The sequence below is a fragment of the Verruconatronum alginivorum genome (assembly GCF_056590205.1).
Genome location: NZ_JBWPVQ010000001.1, coordinates 5,182,775 through 5,199,431, shown reverse-complemented (window position 1 = coordinate 5,199,431; position 16,657 = coordinate 5,182,775). Strand labels below are relative to the sequence as shown.

General features: G+C 60.5%; 11 protein-coding genes. 10 read left to right on the top strand and 1 reads right to left on the bottom strand.

Annotation, left to right across the window (positions count from 1 at the left end; translation table 11 throughout):
* Positions 1-113: 113 nt before the first annotated feature.
* The 10 genes from ACWUI2_RS19050 (at position 114) to ACWUI2_RS19005 (ending at position 11,480) form a co-directional block, all read left to right on the top strand.
* Positions 114-1,244 carry an NADH-quinone oxidoreductase subunit D gene (locus ACWUI2_RS19050; RefSeq protein ID WP_486984431.1) on the top strand — a complete coding sequence of 377 codons (1,131 nt, stop codon included), beginning with the start codon at positions 114-116 and terminating at the stop codon, positions 1,242-1,244.
* The gene (locus ACWUI2_RS19045; RefSeq protein WP_486984430.1) at positions 1,241-1,831 is read left to right on the top strand and encodes a 4Fe-4S binding protein; all 591 of its coding nucleotides are present in this window, start codon (positions 1,241-1,243) and stop codon (positions 1,829-1,831) included. The genes ACWUI2_RS19050 and ACWUI2_RS19045 overlap by 4 nt, the downstream gene beginning before the upstream one ends.
* The gene (gene nuoH / locus ACWUI2_RS19040) at positions 1,828-3,174 is read left to right on the top strand and encodes an NADH-quinone oxidoreductase subunit NuoH (protein ID WP_486984429.1); all 1,347 of its coding nucleotides are present in this window, start codon (positions 1,828-1,830) and stop codon (positions 3,172-3,174) included. The genes ACWUI2_RS19045 and nuoH overlap by 4 nt, the downstream gene beginning before the upstream one ends.
* A complete protein-coding gene (locus tag ACWUI2_RS19035) occupies positions 3,171-3,689 on the top strand; it encodes an NADH-quinone oxidoreductase subunit J family protein (protein ID WP_486984428.1) in 519 nt (172 codons plus the stop codon). Before nuoH ends, ACWUI2_RS19035 begins: the two co-directional genes overlap by 4 nt.
* On the top strand, positions 3,686-3,997 hold the full coding sequence (gene nuoK / locus ACWUI2_RS19030; RefSeq protein ID WP_486984427.1) for an NADH-quinone oxidoreductase subunit NuoK: 312 nt from the start codon (positions 3,686-3,688) through the stop codon (positions 3,995-3,997). Before ACWUI2_RS19035 ends, nuoK begins: the two co-directional genes overlap by 4 nt.
* The gene (nuoL, locus tag ACWUI2_RS19025) at positions 3,990-6,032 is read left to right on the top strand and encodes an NADH-quinone oxidoreductase subunit L (RefSeq protein WP_486984426.1); all 2,043 of its coding nucleotides are present in this window, start codon (positions 3,990-3,992) and stop codon (positions 6,030-6,032) included. Before nuoK ends, nuoL begins: the two co-directional genes overlap by 8 nt.
* Positions 6,032-7,576, top strand: a complete 1,545-nt coding sequence (locus ACWUI2_RS19020; protein WP_486984425.1) for a complex I subunit 4 family protein — start codon at positions 6,032-6,034, stop codon at positions 7,574-7,576. The genes nuoL and ACWUI2_RS19020 overlap by 1 nt, the downstream gene beginning before the upstream one ends.
* Positions 7,573-9,051 (top strand): complex I subunit 4 family protein, encoded by a 1,479-nt coding sequence (locus tag ACWUI2_RS19015; protein WP_486984424.1) that lies wholly within the window; start codon positions 7,573-7,575, stop codon positions 9,049-9,051. The genes ACWUI2_RS19020 and ACWUI2_RS19015 overlap by 4 nt, the downstream gene beginning before the upstream one ends.
* A complete protein-coding gene (locus tag ACWUI2_RS19010) occupies positions 9,048-10,535 on the top strand; it encodes an NADH-quinone oxidoreductase subunit N (protein WP_486984423.1) in 1,488 nt (495 codons plus the stop codon). Before ACWUI2_RS19015 ends, ACWUI2_RS19010 begins: the two co-directional genes overlap by 4 nt.
* 63 nt (positions 10,536-10,598) lie before the next feature.
* The gene (locus ACWUI2_RS19005; RefSeq protein ID WP_486984422.1) at positions 10,599-11,480 is read left to right on the top strand and encodes a DUF72 domain-containing protein; all 882 of its coding nucleotides are present in this window, start codon (positions 10,599-10,601) and stop codon (positions 11,478-11,480) included.
* A gap of 20 nt (positions 11,481-11,500) precedes the next feature.
* Here ACWUI2_RS19005 and ACWUI2_RS19000 read toward each other — a convergent pair whose 3' ends face one another.
* On the bottom strand, positions 11,501-16,654 hold the full coding sequence (locus ACWUI2_RS19000) for an alginate lyase family protein (RefSeq protein ID WP_486984421.1): 5,154 nt from the start codon (positions 16,652-16,654) through the stop codon (positions 11,501-11,503).
* Between the last annotated feature and the right edge of the window lie 3 nt (positions 16,655-16,657).

Here is a 16,657-nt window from a genome sequence, read left to right as displayed (position 1 = left end):
CTAATGGACACGAATGCACACGAATGAAGAACTGGGAAAAACAGCATGAAAGGAACTCCCCATCAGCTGGTTTGGATTCGTGTTCATTCGTGTCCATTCGTGGTTAGCTTACTATGATCGCGAAAAACATCGACTCCGACGGCGCCGAGCGACTGCTGGAGCTTTCCATGGGACCCCAGCATCCCTCCACCCACGGGGTCTTCCGGATGAACGCGGTCCTCGACGGCGAAACGGTGGTCACTTTGAAACCGGTTTTTGGATACCTTCACCGCAACCACGAAAAAATCGCCGAAAACGTCTCCTACCTCGCCGCCATCCCCTACACCGACCGCCTCGACTACTTTTCCTCGCTCAGCAACAACTGGGCCTACGTCCTCACCGTCGAAAAACTGCTCGGCCTCCCAGTCCCGGAACGGGCCGAATACATCCGGGTCATCGTCGCCGAACTGACCCGTCTCCAAAACCACACCGCCTTTCTCGGCTTCCTCCTCGGCGACATGGGCGGCTGGGGAAGCGTCCTGATGTATGGCTTCCGCCAGCGCGACGAGGTCCTCGACCTTTTCGAATCCCTCACCGGCGCCCGGATGATGTGCAACTACATGCGCTTCGGCGGCGTCCGTTGCGATTTCCCAACCGGCTGGGTCGCGCAGGCCCGCCGGGTGGTCGACGAGTATCCAGCTTTCCTCGACGAAATGGAACAGCTCCTCGTCGCCAACGAAATCCTGGTCGCCCGCACCCAGGGCGTCGGCAAAGTCTCCCCCGAGGCCGCCGTCAACGCCGGTCTCAGCGGTCCGGTCCTCCGCGCCTGCGGGGTCGATTACGACATCCGCAAGGTCGACCGCTACGGCATTTACGACCGCTTTTCTTTCCGCATCCCGCTTGGCGATCACGGCGACACCTACGACCGCCTGATGATCAGGTTCCTCGAAATGCGGGAATCGCTCAAAATTCTCCGGACCGCCCTCGCCGATATTCCTGACGGCCCGATCACCGATCCGAAGGCGAAGATCCGCAACGTCCGCCCCCCCGAGGGCGAAGCCTACGGCCGGGTCGAAGCCCCCAAGGGCGAACTCGGTTTCTACATCATCAGCGACAAATCCGCCAGCCCATACCGCTATCGGGTTCGTCCGCCCAGTCTCATCAACCTCACGCTCCTGGAGGAGATGTGCGTCGGCCAAAAGGTCGCCGACGTCATGGTCATCCTTGGCAGCATTGACATCGTCATGGGAGAAGTCGACCGATGAAAAAACTCAACCTGCCCGGCAGTGGCATTGCCAAAGGGATGGCGGTCACCGCGAAAAACTGGATCGGCAGTTACTTCGATCCCAAACGCCTGGTCACCGTCCAATACCCCGAGGAATCCCTCCCCCTGCCGGAAAACAGCCGCACCGTCCCGTTCCTCGTCTTCGACGGCGAAGACCCCGAAGCCGGTCTCCGCTGCACCGCCTGCCTCACGTGTCAGAAAGAGTGTCCGCCCCAGGCGATCTCGATCGTCGGCGATGTCGACGACCGGGGAAAACCGGCCAAACATCCCAAGAGTTTCGAAATCGACATCTCCGTCTGCATGGGCTGCCAGATTTGCGTGGAGGTCTGCCCGTTCGACGCGATCAAGATGGACAACGATTTCCACCATTCCGCCTTCGACCGGTTTGAATCCCTGATTCTGCAAAAGAGCGACTTGGCCAAATCGAACGAATATTACCACCGGATCAAACCGACCGAAGCCACCGAGGTCGACGCCCGGCTCGAAGAGGAGCGCCGGAAAAAAGAGGAGGCCCGCCTGAAACGGGAGGCCGCCGCCGAAGCCGCTCGGCAAAAGAAGGAATCATGAACCTTTCCGTCGCCCAACCTCCCGCCCGGATCCCTTACCTCCCGATCGCCGCCGGAGTCGCGGGCCTCTTCGTGCTGTTCGCCGCCGCGTTGGCCCTCCTCAACTTGAAAGCTCCCGGCATTCTGACCGGCGCCCTGTGGAGCGCCCTCCGTAACCCGGAGGAAGCCCCCATCCTGCTCAAAGAGGGAATCCTCACCTACCTCGCCGAGGGTTGGTCGTTCTCCCCGTTCATGCTTCAGTTGACCTCGATCCAGATCACCATCGCGACGTTGCTCGGGATTTTCGCCGCCTTGTTCGCCCTCGCTTCCCTGGTCGAGCGGAAGGTCCTCGCCCGGATCCAGAATCGTTACGGCCCCAACCGCGCCGGACCTTGGGGTCTCTTCCAACCGGTCGCCGACGGGATCAAGATGTTGATCAAAGAGGACATCGTCCCGCGCGGCGCCGACAAAACCCTGCACCTGCTCGCCCCGGTGGTGATGCTGGTTCCCGCCTTGCTGGTCCTGGCGATTCTCCCCTACGGTCCGGGCCTGGTCCCGGTCGAGTTGACCGTCGGCATCCTTTTCTTTTTCGCCCTCGGCGCCACCGCGGAGGTCGCGGTTTTCATGGCCGGTTGGGGGAGCAACAACAAATACTCGCTCCTCGGAGCGATGCGGGCCATCGCCCAGATGATCAGTTATGAAATCCCACTGATCCTCGCGGCCCTCGCGGTAGTGATGCTCGCCGGCAGCCTGTCGCCTTCCGTCATCGTCGAAGCCCAGGCCGGACATTCCCTCGGCATCCTGCCCAACTGGTTCATCCTCACCCCATGGGGCATCGCCGGCTTCATCCTTTTCTTCATCGCCTGCCAGGCCGAATCCAACCGGAGTCCGTTCGACCTCCCCGAGGGTGAATCGGAACTGGTCGCCGGACATCTCACCGAGTATTCGGGGTTCAAATACGCCGTCTTTTTCATGGCGGAATACATCGGGCTCTTCGCGATCAGCGGTCTCGCGGTGGTCCTCTTCCTCGGCGGCTGGCACGCGCCGTTTTCCTTCCTCGAATTCATTCCCGGCTACCTCTGGTTCTTCGCCAAACTCTCTCTCCTCGTCCTGCTCTCCATCTGGATCCGCGGCACCGTGCCACGGGTCCGCAGCGACCACCTGATGATGTTCGCCTGGAAGTTCATGATCCCGATGGGCTTCTTCGTGATCGTCGCCGCCGCCGTCTGGCATTTCGCCGGAGGCGGGTTGCTGGCCTGGATCGTGACCACCCCGATCGTGGTCGCTCCGTATCTGGTGCTGGGACAGGTCTCCGCCGCCACTTATTCCGCCTCCCGGCGGACCTACCGTTTCTCCGAAGGATGACCTCCACCGCCGAATCGTTCGCCTTCCTGATATTGACGCTCGTCACCGCCACCGCCGCCCTGGGGGCCATCGGTTTCCGCGACATAGTCCACTGCGGCCTGAGTCTCGCGCTGGCCTTCGTCGGAATCGCCGGGTTCTACATTCTGCTCGGCGCCGAATTTATCGGCTTCATCCAAATCCTGGTTTACGTCGGCGCGGTCGCGGTGCTGATCATGTTTGTGATCCTGCTCACCCGGCCCCAGCTACGCCCCCCGGATTTTTCATTCCGGCAGATTCTGCCGATTCTTCCGGGTCTCCTCATCGCCGGGGGCGTCCTCGCCGCCCTGGTTTTCGTCATCAGCCGCAGTCCGGCCGCGACGGCGGAAGCCGCCCCCGAGGCGGCGGTCTCCATCGAGACGGTCGGAATCCTGCTTGTATCCAGTCACTTGTTACCTCTTCAAATCACCGCCGTGCTTCTCACCGCGGCCTTGATCGGCGGCGTCTTGTTCGCGTTGAAGGAGGATGAATCCCGATGATCACGCTTCAATCCTGCCTCATCGTTTCGGCCATTCTTTTTTCCCTCGGTCTCGGGGCGGCCCTCACCCGGAAGAACGCGATCATGATCCTGATCGGCATCGAGCTGATGATCAGCGCCGCGAATCTCAACTTCATCGCCTTCTGGCGGTTCGGTCCCGATCCGGAGGCGCTCACCGGCGTCCTTTTCGTCCTCTTCGCGATCGCGGCCGCCGCCGCCGAAGCCGCCGTCGGACTGGCCTTGATCATTCTCATCTACCGTCACTACAAGTCGACCGATCCGCGCAACTTCAACCTCCTCAATGGCTGACATTCCCTGGTTCATTCACCTCCTCTGGCTGATCCCGGTTCTGCCGCTCGCCGCCGCCGCGGTCATCGCCGTATCCAAAAACTCCCGCAAACGGCTCGCGGCCGGTCTCACCGTCGGCGCCCAGGCGGTTTCGTTCGTTTTCGCCGCGATTCTTCTGCTCACCGTGATCCGCGGGTCGGGCCAGGAGGAGGTCGCGCGGCAGGTGTTCAACTTCACCTGGTTCGAATTCGGATCGACCGCCCTCCGGCTCGGCCTGCTGCTCGATCCGCTCAACGCCGCGATGCTGGCGATGGTGACGTTCGTCGGCATGCTGATCTGTATCTTCAGCATCGGATACATGAGCCACGATCCGAATTTCACCCGTTTCTTCGGCTTCCTGTCGCTCTTTTCCGCAGCGATGCTCGGCCTGGTCGTTTCCAACAGCCTCCTCCTGCTCTTCATCTGCTGGGAACTGGTCGGACTCGCCTCATTCCTCCTGATCGGTTTTTGGTTCCAGAAACCGAGCGCGGCCAAGGCGGCCCAAAAGGCGTTCATCACCACCCGGATCGGCGACCTCGGCTTCTTTCTCGGAATGATCTGGCTCTACGGCGAAACCGGCACCTTGTTGTTCTACGACGGCGGCCACGGCTTGCTGGAACAATCGACGCTGGTCAGTCTCGCCACCGCCACCACCGTCGGCGGCATGGCGGTCTCCACCGCCATCGCCCTCCTGCTCTTCTGCGGGGCCGCCGGCAAGTCGGGCCAGTTCCCGCTCCATGTCTGGCTGCCCGACGCGATGGAAGGTCCGACCCCGGTCAGCGCCTTGATCCACGCCGCGACGATGGTCGCCGCCGGGGTCTTCCTGGTCGCCCGGGTCTTCCCGCTCTTCGCCGCCACCGCCGGGCCCGATGGCGTTTCCACCGCCTTGATCGCCGTCACCTGGATCGGGGCGTTCACCGCCTTGTTCGCCGCCTGCATCGCCGTTGCCCAAACCGACATCAAACGGATCCTCGCCTTCTCCACCGTCTCCCAACTCGGCTTCATGATGATCGCCCTCGGGGTCGGCGGAGTCGCCGCCGCGATGTTCCACCTGATCGCCCACGCCTTCTTCAAAGCCCTCCTCTTCCTCGGCGCCGGTTCAGTGATCCACGGTTGCCACGACGAACAGGACATCCGCAAAATGGGCGGGCTGCGTCACTTCATGCCGGTGACGTTCGCCACTTACGCGGTCGGAATGATGGCCCTGGCCGGGTTCCCGTTTTTCTTCTCCGGTTTCTGGAGCAAGGAGTGGATCCTCCATCTCGCCCACGGCTGGGCCGGATCGCCCGTTCCTTTCTACATGGCCCTCGCCGGCACGTTCCTGACCGCCTTCTACATGACCCGCCAGATGTTCTACGTCTTCTTCGGGAACGGACGCGGGGAGTCGGCTCGAAAACCGCATGAGAGTCCCCGGGTGATGACCGTCCCCTTGATCCTCCTGGCCGGGGGCGCCGTCCTTCTCGGTCTGGTCGCCACCCCCGCCTGGCCGTGGTTCCAACACTTTGTCGAAGGCGGCGGCGCCCCCTTCCGTCCGGCCTACCTTTTCTCCCCCGGAACGCTCGGACTAATGGTCCTCTCGATCCTCCTGGTCGGGGCCGGTGTATTCGCGGGATGGAGACTTTACGGACGCCACCCCCTTCGCCCCGGGGCGAAAGATTCGCTGGAACAGAAGCGTCCCCGAATCTACGGCGCCCTGGAAAACCGGCTTTACGTCGACGAGTTTTACGAAGCTACGGTCGTTCGTTTCCAGCGGTTCGCGGGGCAACTCGCCGATTTCTTCGACCGCTTTGTCTGGAATGGCGCGGTGATGGCGACCGGCGCCCTCTCCCGCCTGCTGGCCTCCCTCAGCTTCGGCGCCGACCGGTGGGTCTTCAACCGGGGATTCGACGCCGGGTGCGATTCCCTCCGCGAATCCGGCAACCGAATCTCGACGAGGCAGAACGGTAACATCCAGCATTATCTCGGCTACATCGGCGCCGGAACGATTCTCCTGATCATCCTTATCGCATGGATCTGATGAACGGCTTGCCTCTCCTCTCTCTCCTCATCCTTATTCCGCTGGCCGGGGCGGTCGCCACCGCATGGATACCGGCGCACCGGTTTCAACTGGCCCGCGGAGTCGCCCTCGGCTTCTCCTTCGCCTCCCTGCTGCTGGCCCTGTTCCTCTGGCTCCGGTTCGACAGCGGCTCCGGCGAACTCCAGTTCGTCGAGCGTTTCGCGTGGATTCCGGCCTTGAACGCCGAACATTTTCTCGGACTCGACGGTCTCAGCCTGCTGCTGGTGATCCTGACCACGATCGTCACTCCGTTCGCCCTCGCCGCCCCGGTACGAAGTCAGGCCAACCTCAACCTTTATTTCGCCCTCATCCTGACCCTTCAGGCGATGGTCTTCGGCGTTTTCCTCGCCCTCAACTTCATCCAATGGTTCCTCTTCTGGGAACTGAGCCTGATCCCCGCCTTCCTTTTGATCAAAATGTGGGGCGGCCCGATGCGGACCGCGGCGGCGTATCAGTTTTTCGTTTACACCATGGTCGGAAGCATCGCGATGCTCCTCGGCTTCCTCGCGCTTTACCTGGCGACCGGACTCTTCGACTTCGTCGCCCTGGCCGAAGTAGCCCGCAACGGCGGATTGGCCGAGGCACTGGGCGATCGCTTCGGGATGACCCCCGACCGGATTCTCCTGGTGGTTTTCGGCTGTGTGCTCCTGGGACTCGCGGTGAAAGTGCCGATGTTTCCGTTCCACACCTGGCTCCCGGAGGCCTACACCCAGGCGCCAACCGGCGTCTCGATGATGTTGACCGGCCTTCTCTCGAAGATGGGAGTCTACGGGTTCCTCCGGATTCTTCTGCCGATCTTCCCGGACCAAATCCACGCCGCCCAAACGCTCCTGCTCGCCCTGGCGGTCGCCACCATCGTGTTTTCCGCCCTGGCCGCCCTCGCCCAGACCGATCTCAAACGAATCCTGGCGTATTCATCGATCAACCACCTCGGCTATTGCCTTCTCGGGATCTTCGCGGTCATGGCGGTGGTCGAGCCCGGCGCCGAACTCGCGATCAGCCGGGAGGCGGCGTTGAGCGGCGTTTTCCTGCAAACCTTCAACCACGGACTGACCGCCGCCGCCCTCTTCTGTTTCATCGGCCTGATCGAAGCCCGGAGCGGCGGACTGCGGGACCTTTCCGATTTCGGCGGACTGCGAAAAGTCGCCCCGGTCTTGTGCGGATTGATGGGAATCAGCCTTTTCTCCTCGCTCGGTCTTCCCGGCCTCAATGGCTTCGTCGGCGAGTTCCTGATTTTCAAAGGTTCGTTCCCATTGGCCGGATGGGCCGCGGTCCTCGCCCTGCCGGGACTGCTGATCACCGCGATTTTCCTGCTTCGGATTCTGCGCATGGTCTTCACTGGGCCGCTTCCCGCCAATTGGAAAACCTTCCCGGATCTTTCCCTCCGCGAACGGTTGCTGGTCGCCCCGGCAATCGCGTTGATGTTTCTCATCGGGATCTTTCCCGCTCCTTTCCTGAACATCTTCAATGAGACCGTCCTGGTGACGCTCCAATTCCTGCCATGATCGCCTGGACCTTCCTCTCAGCATTCGCGGGAGCCTTTCTCCTCTTGCTTCTCCCGGCCGGGAACAAAGCATTGGCGCGCGTCGTCGCCCTGATCGCGGCCGGGGCCGGCCTCGGAGTAGCGTGCCTCGCCTGGGCGACCTTCGACCGAACCGAGGGAGCCGAGCCGTTTCAGTTCGTGATCGAACGGGAGTGGATTCCGGCATTGGGAATCCAATTTCACCTCGGAGCCGACGGCATCAGCCTGGTCATGATCCTGTTGACCGGGATCATCGCCATCGCCGGAATCCTCTTTTCCTGGAACGTCGAACGGGAACCGAAGCAATTCTTCGCCTTGCTTCTCACGATCATCGGCGGCGCCTACGGGGTCTTCCTCAGTTTCGACCTCTTTCTCCTGCTCGTCTTTTACGAAATCGTCATTCTCCCGAAATACTTCCTGATCGCCGGATGGGGTTCCACCAACCGGGCCTACGGGGCGATGAAGCTGACGATGTATTCAATTTTTGGAAGCGCCCTGGTGCTGGCGGCGGTCATGGCGGCCTACGTCGCGGCCGGAGCCACGAGCTTCAATCTCTTCGACCTGGCCGCAGCCTCCTATTCACCCGCGTTCCAGGCTTGGGCCTTCCCGTTGATGTTCCTCGGTTTCGCGATTCTCGCCGGCATCTGGCCTTTTCACACCTGGGCTCCCACCGGTCACGTCGCCGCTCCGACCGCCGCCTCGATGCTGCTGGCCGGGGTGGTGATGAAACTCGGCTCCTATGGCGCCCTCCGGGTGGCGATGCCGCTCTTCCCGGATGGATTCGAACAATGGCGCCTGGTTTTCGCTTCGCTGGCGGCGATCGGCATACTTTATGGCGCACTGGTGGCGCTCGCCCAAAAAGACCTGAAGTTCGTCATCGGGTATTCGAGCATCAGCCACATGGGGTTCGTTCTCCTCGGACTGACCACCGCGACCGCGATCGGAATCGCGGGTGGCGTGTTGCAGATGTTCTCCCACGGAATCATCGCCGCCCTCCTTTTCGGCGTGGTCGGACGCATGGTCTACGACCGGACGCATACCCGCGACCTGGCCGCTCTCGGCCGTTTCGGCCTGGGCCGGGCCTTGCCGTTCGCGGCAGTGACGTTCGTGGTCGCATCCGCCGCCTCGATGGGCCTTCCGGGTTTCAGCGGATTCATCGCGGAAGTCACGGTGCTCCTCGGCACCTGGAGTTCGGATCCGCTGCTGCTTCTGATCGTCGGTCCTGGAATTCTCATTACGGTCGCCTTTACCTTGAAAGCCCTGCAAGCCTCCTTCTTTGCTGCCGAAGGGACCGCCTCTCCGAGTCCCCAGCCGCTTCCTCCGATCACAATGCCCGAACGGATCGGCGCGATTCTCCTGATGGCGGTCACCGTCGGCGTCGGCCTCTACCCGGGGCCATTCCTTGACCTGATCCTCTCCAGCCTGGACGGCCCATTGACGAGCTCACTTCTTCGATGAACTATCTCGAATTCACCCTTCTTCTCCTGCCGGAGATCACCCTCCTGATCACCGCCCTCCTGGTGATCGGAATCGGCTGCTCCCGACTCGGCAAGACCGGTAACCCCGGACCTCTGCTGGCGGGCGTCACCGTCGCCGGAATCGTGGTGGCGGCCGGTATTCTCCTGATTTTCCCCATCGAAGGAAGCCACTTCGGCGGAATGCTGGTGCGGGATCCTCTGACGAATTTATTCAAACTCATCCTGCTCGTCATGGGCCTGGCCGGGGCCGTCCTCCTACTCGAAACCCCGGCGGAACGTCACCACGGGGAAAGTTTCGGACTGCTCCTTTTCGCGGTAATCGGAATGTTGCTGGTGGTTGGAACCGAAGAACTTCTGGTGATCTTCCTCGCCCTGGAGTTAACCAGTCTCTCCCTTTACATTCTGGTCGGTTTCAATAAATCGGACATCCGGTCGGTCGAGGCCGCGTTGAAGTATTTCCTATTCGGCAGCGTATCCGCGGCGGTGATGCTGTTCGGGTTGAGTTTGATCTACGGCTTCTCCGGCAGCACCGCTCTGAGCGAGATCGCCCTCGCGATTCAAGCCGAAGGCATGGATCCGTTGCTCGGCGCCGGGCTGGCAATGACCTTGGCCGGATTCGGCTTCAAAGTGGCCGCGGTGCCATTTCATCTCTGGGCACCCGACGTTTACCAGGGAGCTCCGCCACCGGCCGCCGCCTTGGTCGCCTCAGGCTCCAAAGTAGCCGGATTCTTCATCCTGGCGAAACTGCTGCTGCTCGGTTTCGCCGGAACGGAAGGAAGCGCCGGCTGGGGGGATTTCCAACCCGGCTGGGTGCCATTGGTCGGTTTAATGGCCGCCCTTTCGATGGTCGTCGGCAACCTCGCCGCCCTTTCCCAAAGCAGCGTCCGCCGGCTTCTCGCGTATTCGGGAATCGGACACGCCGGTTTTATCCTGATCGCCCTGATGGCCGCCACTCCCGCTGCCATGAACGCGGTGCTCTTTTACGTCGTCATCTACGGACTCGCCACGTTGGGCGCTTTCGGCGTGGTCGCGGCGGTCTTGAAAAGCCGGGGCGGCGATCGCCTGACCGATTTCGCCGGACTGAGCCGCCAGGCGCCGTTGCTGTCGCTCTCGATGCTGATTTTCCTCGTTTCCCTGGCCGGACTCCCCCCGCTCGCCGGCTTCTTCGGCAAGTTCTACCTCTTCACCGCGGCGCTGGGCGCACCCGCCGAAACCGGCGCGACGCCCGGAACTCTTTGGTTGGTCCTGCTCGCCCTCTTTATGAGCGCCGTTTCGTTGTATTACTACCTGCTGGTCGTAAAACAGATCTACTTCGCGCCGGTTCCCGAACCGGTCCATCCCGCAATCTCTTCTTCGACCGCTACCTGGACCTGCGCACTTCTCGCGCTGGTCACCGTAGCCCTCGGCTGTTTTCCCGAAGTCCTGCTCGGCCCCATCCGTCACGCGGTAGAGATGACCCTGTAACTGCCTTCCACCCATTGAATCCGACGCCCTTCGCGGGTAGAGTGGCCTTTGAAGGGAGTTACTATGGGGGCGACAATTCGAATCGGCATTTCCGGGTGGAGATATGCGGGCTGGAGGAAGAACTTCTACCCGGACGGCTTAGCCCAATCCCGCGAATTGGAATATGCCAGTCGTCATCTTCCCACCATTGAAATCAATGGTTCGTTTTATTCCCTGCAACGTCCCTCCAGCTATCGGAACTGGTTTGAGGCAACGCCCGACGACTTCGTTTTTTCCGTCAAAGGGAGCCGCTACATCACCCATACCCGACGCTTGCGGGAAATCGAAAAGCCAATGGCCAACTTCTTCGCCTCTGGCCTATTGCTCCTCGGCAAAAAACTGGGCCCGTTCCTATGGCAATTTCCCCCGAATTTCCGGTTCGACGAGAAATTGTTCGACCGGTTTCTTTCCCTTCTGCCCCGTGACACCGATGCTGCCATGAAGGTTGGATCGGACCACGACGATCGGATCTCCGGCGATCGTGTCGCGCTCGAAACCGACGAGAAACGTCCTCTCCGCCACGCCATCGAGATCCGCCACGATTCGTTCTTGCAGGAATCTTTCATCCGGTTGCTTCGCAAACACCGGGTCGCCTTGGTGTTCTCCGACGCAGCCGGCGATTGGCCGTATGCCGAGGACGTTACCGCCGATTTCGCCTACCTCCGCCTTCATGGAGCGGAAGAACGATACGTCAGCGGCTATACCGGCGATTCCCTCGACAGTTGGGCCGCGAAGATCCAACAATGGCATGCCGGTGGCGAACCGGACAACGCCCGGAAGGTCTGCTCCCTCAAGCCTCCCACCCGGAAAAAGCGCGACGTATTCCTCTACTTCGACAACGACGCCAAGGTCAAAGCTCCCCACGACGCCCGCCGATTGATCGAACGCCTCGCGCCGGGACGTTAACCCGTAACTTCCGAACGGATTTATTCGGTGGTGTCGAGGTCGACCCGGACCCGCAAAAAACGCGCGGGAACCGAGCCCACCGGAACGGAATCACGGACCCGCACCACTTCCACCTCTCCCTCTTCCCACAGCACCTCCGGAATCGCCGTGGCTTCCTGCCAGTCCGCAAGGTCCGGCGATCCCTCCACCTGGTAAACCACGTCGCTCGCCTCCTTCAAACGGTAAAAAACCAACGAGAGATACTCTTCGGTCTCCGACTCCACAAATTCCGTCCATGGCAATGCCTCGCGTCCCGCCGTTCCATCCATGCCAAAAGCATACCGCAGAAGATTGGGAACCCCACGCCCCCCGGGGTCAGCCATCGGACCGGACACCGCGTCATCCTCTTCGTATCCTTCATAAAAATACGTCCGCCAGGTGGACCATGATTCAAACGGATGAAACTCGCGGGATTGAATCAAAAAATCGAGCTGGCCGGACTGGACCGCCCGAACTCCGATCCACCAGCGACCCGCCTGGGGTTGAACAACTCGGACCACCTGATCGCCGGTTCGCGGAAGGGGGCTTCGAGCGTCGAACAGACTTTCGGTCGGCTTGAACCCATGCCGGACGAACATGTCGGTCGCGATCGAAAGATCATCCAACCGAAACTCTACCGCCCCAATTCCTTCGGCCAGATCGACATAAAAGTATAGCCAATCGTGCCCCCCCCCATACAAAAATTGCGAGTGAGAGAATGCCGCTTCTCCAGCCATGGGCATTCCCACGGCGGAGTGGGCGTCCCGACCGTGTTCCGGGAAATTCTTCAAATGCCGCGGAGCCCCCGTCCCACCTTGGGTTAAAAGATACGAACTGAACGGATCCGCCTGCCATCGGATCCAGCCCCCGTCTTCCTGAAACCCGACTGCGCCCGCGACCTCGCCCCGCCCATCCAATTGGAAAACCTGCCACTCCTCTCCGTCCAAGCGCAGGGAAACCAACTGCTCAAACGGTTCTTCATAATTTAACGTCCATCGGCTGGTACCATGCCGGACCACCGCAAAACTGGCGGGGATTTCCGCTTCGACTTCCACTCCATCCGCCGCGAACCCCATGCCTCGGACTAAGGTCACCGCCGTAATCGTATCATTCTGCATCCGGACCATCCCCGCCCGCGCCGTCAGGGTATATTCATTACTTGAATACATAAGACCCTCAGGATTCCAATGGAGTTCGTCGATGGCATCCGGGCCCGTCACCCTGACCGCACCGGCGGAGGGATGCGTAGCGATACTCTCGCTACCGATCCATTCGACCGTTCGATCCGCGATTCCCTGGGCATCCTGAATCAACGTGACAAAGTTGGCGGACGACCCGCTGCGGCTCACCAGTGCCACGCCCCGGGTGCCGCCACTCCATGGCCCCCGGCCGCTCACCACCTTCGTCCCGGGGGTTCCCAAGGTAACCAGGCGGAGTTGACGGGCGCCGTTGGTCCACCGCGTTTCCCAGTTCCCGGAGGTTTCGCCCGACTGGAGGTTCTGCAAGTATTGATACCCGTTTCCCGTGGCGAGCGGATCGGAGGACGCGAGAGAGACATTGCTCGACGCCAATTGGCCATCCGGATGGACCACCCAATCGAAGAGCCGGGGACGCAACGCCTCGCCCCGGAAAACATCGAGGGTGTAGTCTTCCGTGTGGAACACCCGGCGTCGCAAAGTAACATCCTGATAGACCTTATCGGTCGCGCCATCGACGTATTGAAAGACGGGCCCGCCGACAAATGCGTTTAACCAACCCGCCGACGGTTTGACCGGATTGTCGCTGACATGTGAAGGGGCTCCATCATAAGCGGGATACTGGCTGGTCCGATCGACCACCACGGTGTTGTCGCTTAGAGTCGTCTTCACCCATTCGAGATGGACCGGTTCGCTGTAACCCGCCCATTTACCGCTGCCAGACAGCCAGCGATGATTGGCGGTCTGCCAATGAATCGCGAGATTGTTCGGGTGCTGATGTCCCGCCCGGGTTCCATACGGCTTCCAGATAAAAGCGACCTCCGGGGTCCGTTGGCCCGGAGTTCCCCGCAACACCCCCATCCCGACCCCCGAGAGAAGACTGCTGCCCCAGGAGTTACGAATCGCCGTGCCGACATGACCGCTGCCGATCGAGAACCGGGGCGGAAGCGCTCCCGGCGAAAAGGCGGAGCCAGTGACGGAAAAATCATCGAAACGGGTCTCCCTTCCGTGGAACGTGTGATATGCCCGCAAACCCGCCGGGCCGGCGACGTATGCCTCATCGGTCGCCCGAACCAAACCGATCAATCGTCCGTCTCCATGGAAGAGTCTCGCTTCCAGATCACTTCCGGAGAGAATAAACTGAAGCCGGTAATACTGATTCTGTTCCAACGGCTCGAGCAATCCAGCCGATGCCAACACCTGACCCGGTGCGGCGCGCGGGAGGTCGCGTTCGATCCGCAGCGTCCCGCCTTCATGATACGCGAAGTATCCGCCGGGGGCCGGGAATTGATTTACCTCGCCGGGTTGGACCCGGGCGACGATCCCATGCGGTTGGGCGGTGTCGTGTTGCCGGGTGTCCATGAACCAAACTTCCGCCGTATAATCTTTCCAATCCTCCGATCCCGGACCGTAATAAATCGCCGTCCGCCGGAAGCCCGAAGAATCGGAGTTGTGCCGCCGGAAGACGAATCGGTTCTGCTGGATGCTCATCCCATCCCCTTCAATGATGTTCAACCATCCCTCCGGCATTGTTCCATTTGCCCCGGTGAAATTCTCGGAATAATCAACGGACACCTCGGGCGCCGAGGGAATCGGTCGCTCCAAAAGAGGCAAACACAACAAAATGGGGCGTCGACTGTCGCCGGTCAAACGGGCGCTGAACATGTACTCTTTATCCCAAAACCACCGGAAATTCGGATCACCATAACGGGCAAAGGCGATGGCGTAATTCCAGGCCACATCCGGAGCGATCAAGCGGCGCCCCGTGGCGGAATTGCCAAATATCGGTTGACCGAGATTGCTGAACGCATGGTAAAGCGGGCCGTCGTAGGCCAGTTTCAACACCTGTTCCCCCATCCGAAGGCGATACAAGTCATACCCATATCGATACGCTGCCTCCGCCAGGTAGGTCAGCGAATGCATGGTGTAGTAATGGTAATCGATCGACTGTTCATACCAAATCCCATCCGGCAACAGGGCGTTCACCAAATGATCGCGGAAACCGTTCGCCGCCCAGATCGCCCGATGAATCATCGCTTCGTCGTCCAGCAGAAATCCAATGATGCCGGTCGCGGCGTTGTGCCAACTCTGCCAATTGGAGTTTCCCCGATCGCGCATGTTCACCACTTCGACCCCTTCCCGCAACAAGCCATCCTCAATCCGGCTCCGCTCGCCGGCCGTAAAGCGGTGATGCAGCAGATCGTAAGCCCAGGCGAGATAGATCAACAACATCGCCTCGTTCAATGTCTGACTGGTCAGGCGCCCATCCACCCACTCCCGGTCGACTGGATAGTTTGTGTAATTATCCCCGTAATACAAAAGGATATCGGCGGCGGCATTCGCGAATTTCACGTATCCACTGAAAACATAGCCGAGCGCCATCCGTTGCGTATCCAGGGCGATATCCTGATGGAGCGAACTGCGGGTGGCAGGAATCGAAAGATTCGCCGGTCCCGAACGGGCATACGATTCCTCGGCGTCGACCAACAATCCGTTTTCGTAAGCATGCCGGTAGTGGGGATGAGTCTCGATCCGGTCTTTAATCCAATCGATTTCGTCCTGATTTAACAACACAAACGGATGACTGCGCGGTTGCCCCAAATGTTCGTTCTCCGGCACGAAGCCGCTGACCGAAACCGTGGTCTTGGCGGACTCCCGCCCTTCAGGATCTACAATGGAAAACGCGTACAAGGTATCCTTGCCGTCGGCCGGAATCATCGCTTCCCCGTCCCCCAACGCAAATTGACCCACGGGAATGGCGATCATTCCGTTTGAACCAATTTCCCAGCGGTAAACGTGAAGAATTTCTCCCCGGCTGGCATGGCCGGGGATCCACGACAATCGCAGAAAACTTTCTTCCCAATACGCGTTCGCACTCAAGAGCGGCAGCGGCGCCACGACCTCCCCAATCGTCAATCCAACGACTTCTGAAGGTGTGCGCGAGCTGCCGTCCGCACCCACGGGAACCACCTGGTAAAAATAGGTGACGCCGGCGGCCGTCGTTCGGTCCACGAAAAACGAATGGTTTGTTTGGCCCACCTTGATGGCATGGATGGCAAAGTCATCGGGGTCCTCCGAACGAAAAATATCGAAAACCTCCCCTCCCGAGTAATGCCTCGGCATCCGCCACCGCAATTCCACCGCGCCCGTGGGCAGGACGGAGGCGTCGGTGACCGCCAAGGGCAACTCCTCGATTAACTGAACCTCAAAATTATCAAATCGATCCAACCGGGAGATGTTCGCGCTGAAGGTCCGGCGCACGGCTACCATTACGGTATCCAGATTGTCGATCACATCTCCGGCGATTTCCTTCATCATCAAAACCTGCTCGCCGACGGTAGTATCGGAAAGCAGCAATTCCACCTCGGATGGACCAATTCGGTGGAGGGTGAAGCGTAACCGCCGAGTCACATTCCGCCCCCAACCATCCGGTGCGTCTATGACCGGATACGTGTGAAAAGCATCCCACGGTCCTTCGGAAACCGATACCCCCGCTTGAAATGGCTCGGAAGTAATCATCCGGAAATGCCCCGCGTAGGCGTTTACCTTGGGCGGATCCGATCCCACGGGTGTCACATTTCCGGAACGGAAGACGGCAATTTGCCCAAAGGTGGCTGAGCTGATCGCATCCTGACTCGTCCAGTCAAAATCAATCATCAACCGTTCGCCCGGCGCCAAAGTGACCGATCCCAATTGTGCGCCCCCGAAATGTCGAAACGTGGTCTTCCATCCGTTCCCGGTCGTATTGACCCCGGAGTATACAATTCCCGGACGAGGCTCCGAGGTCACAATCTCGCGAGCGAGACGTCCGTTCGAAGGGCCGTCCATGCCTTCGCGCCACCCGTGCCCGGGGTTGTCGAGAAACGAAGTCGCAAAGATTTCCTCGGCAGCCGTTTTCGGGAAACCGATCAACAGCCCGGCCAAGATCGCCAACCCGAAATGGAAAATGAAAGCCTTCATACA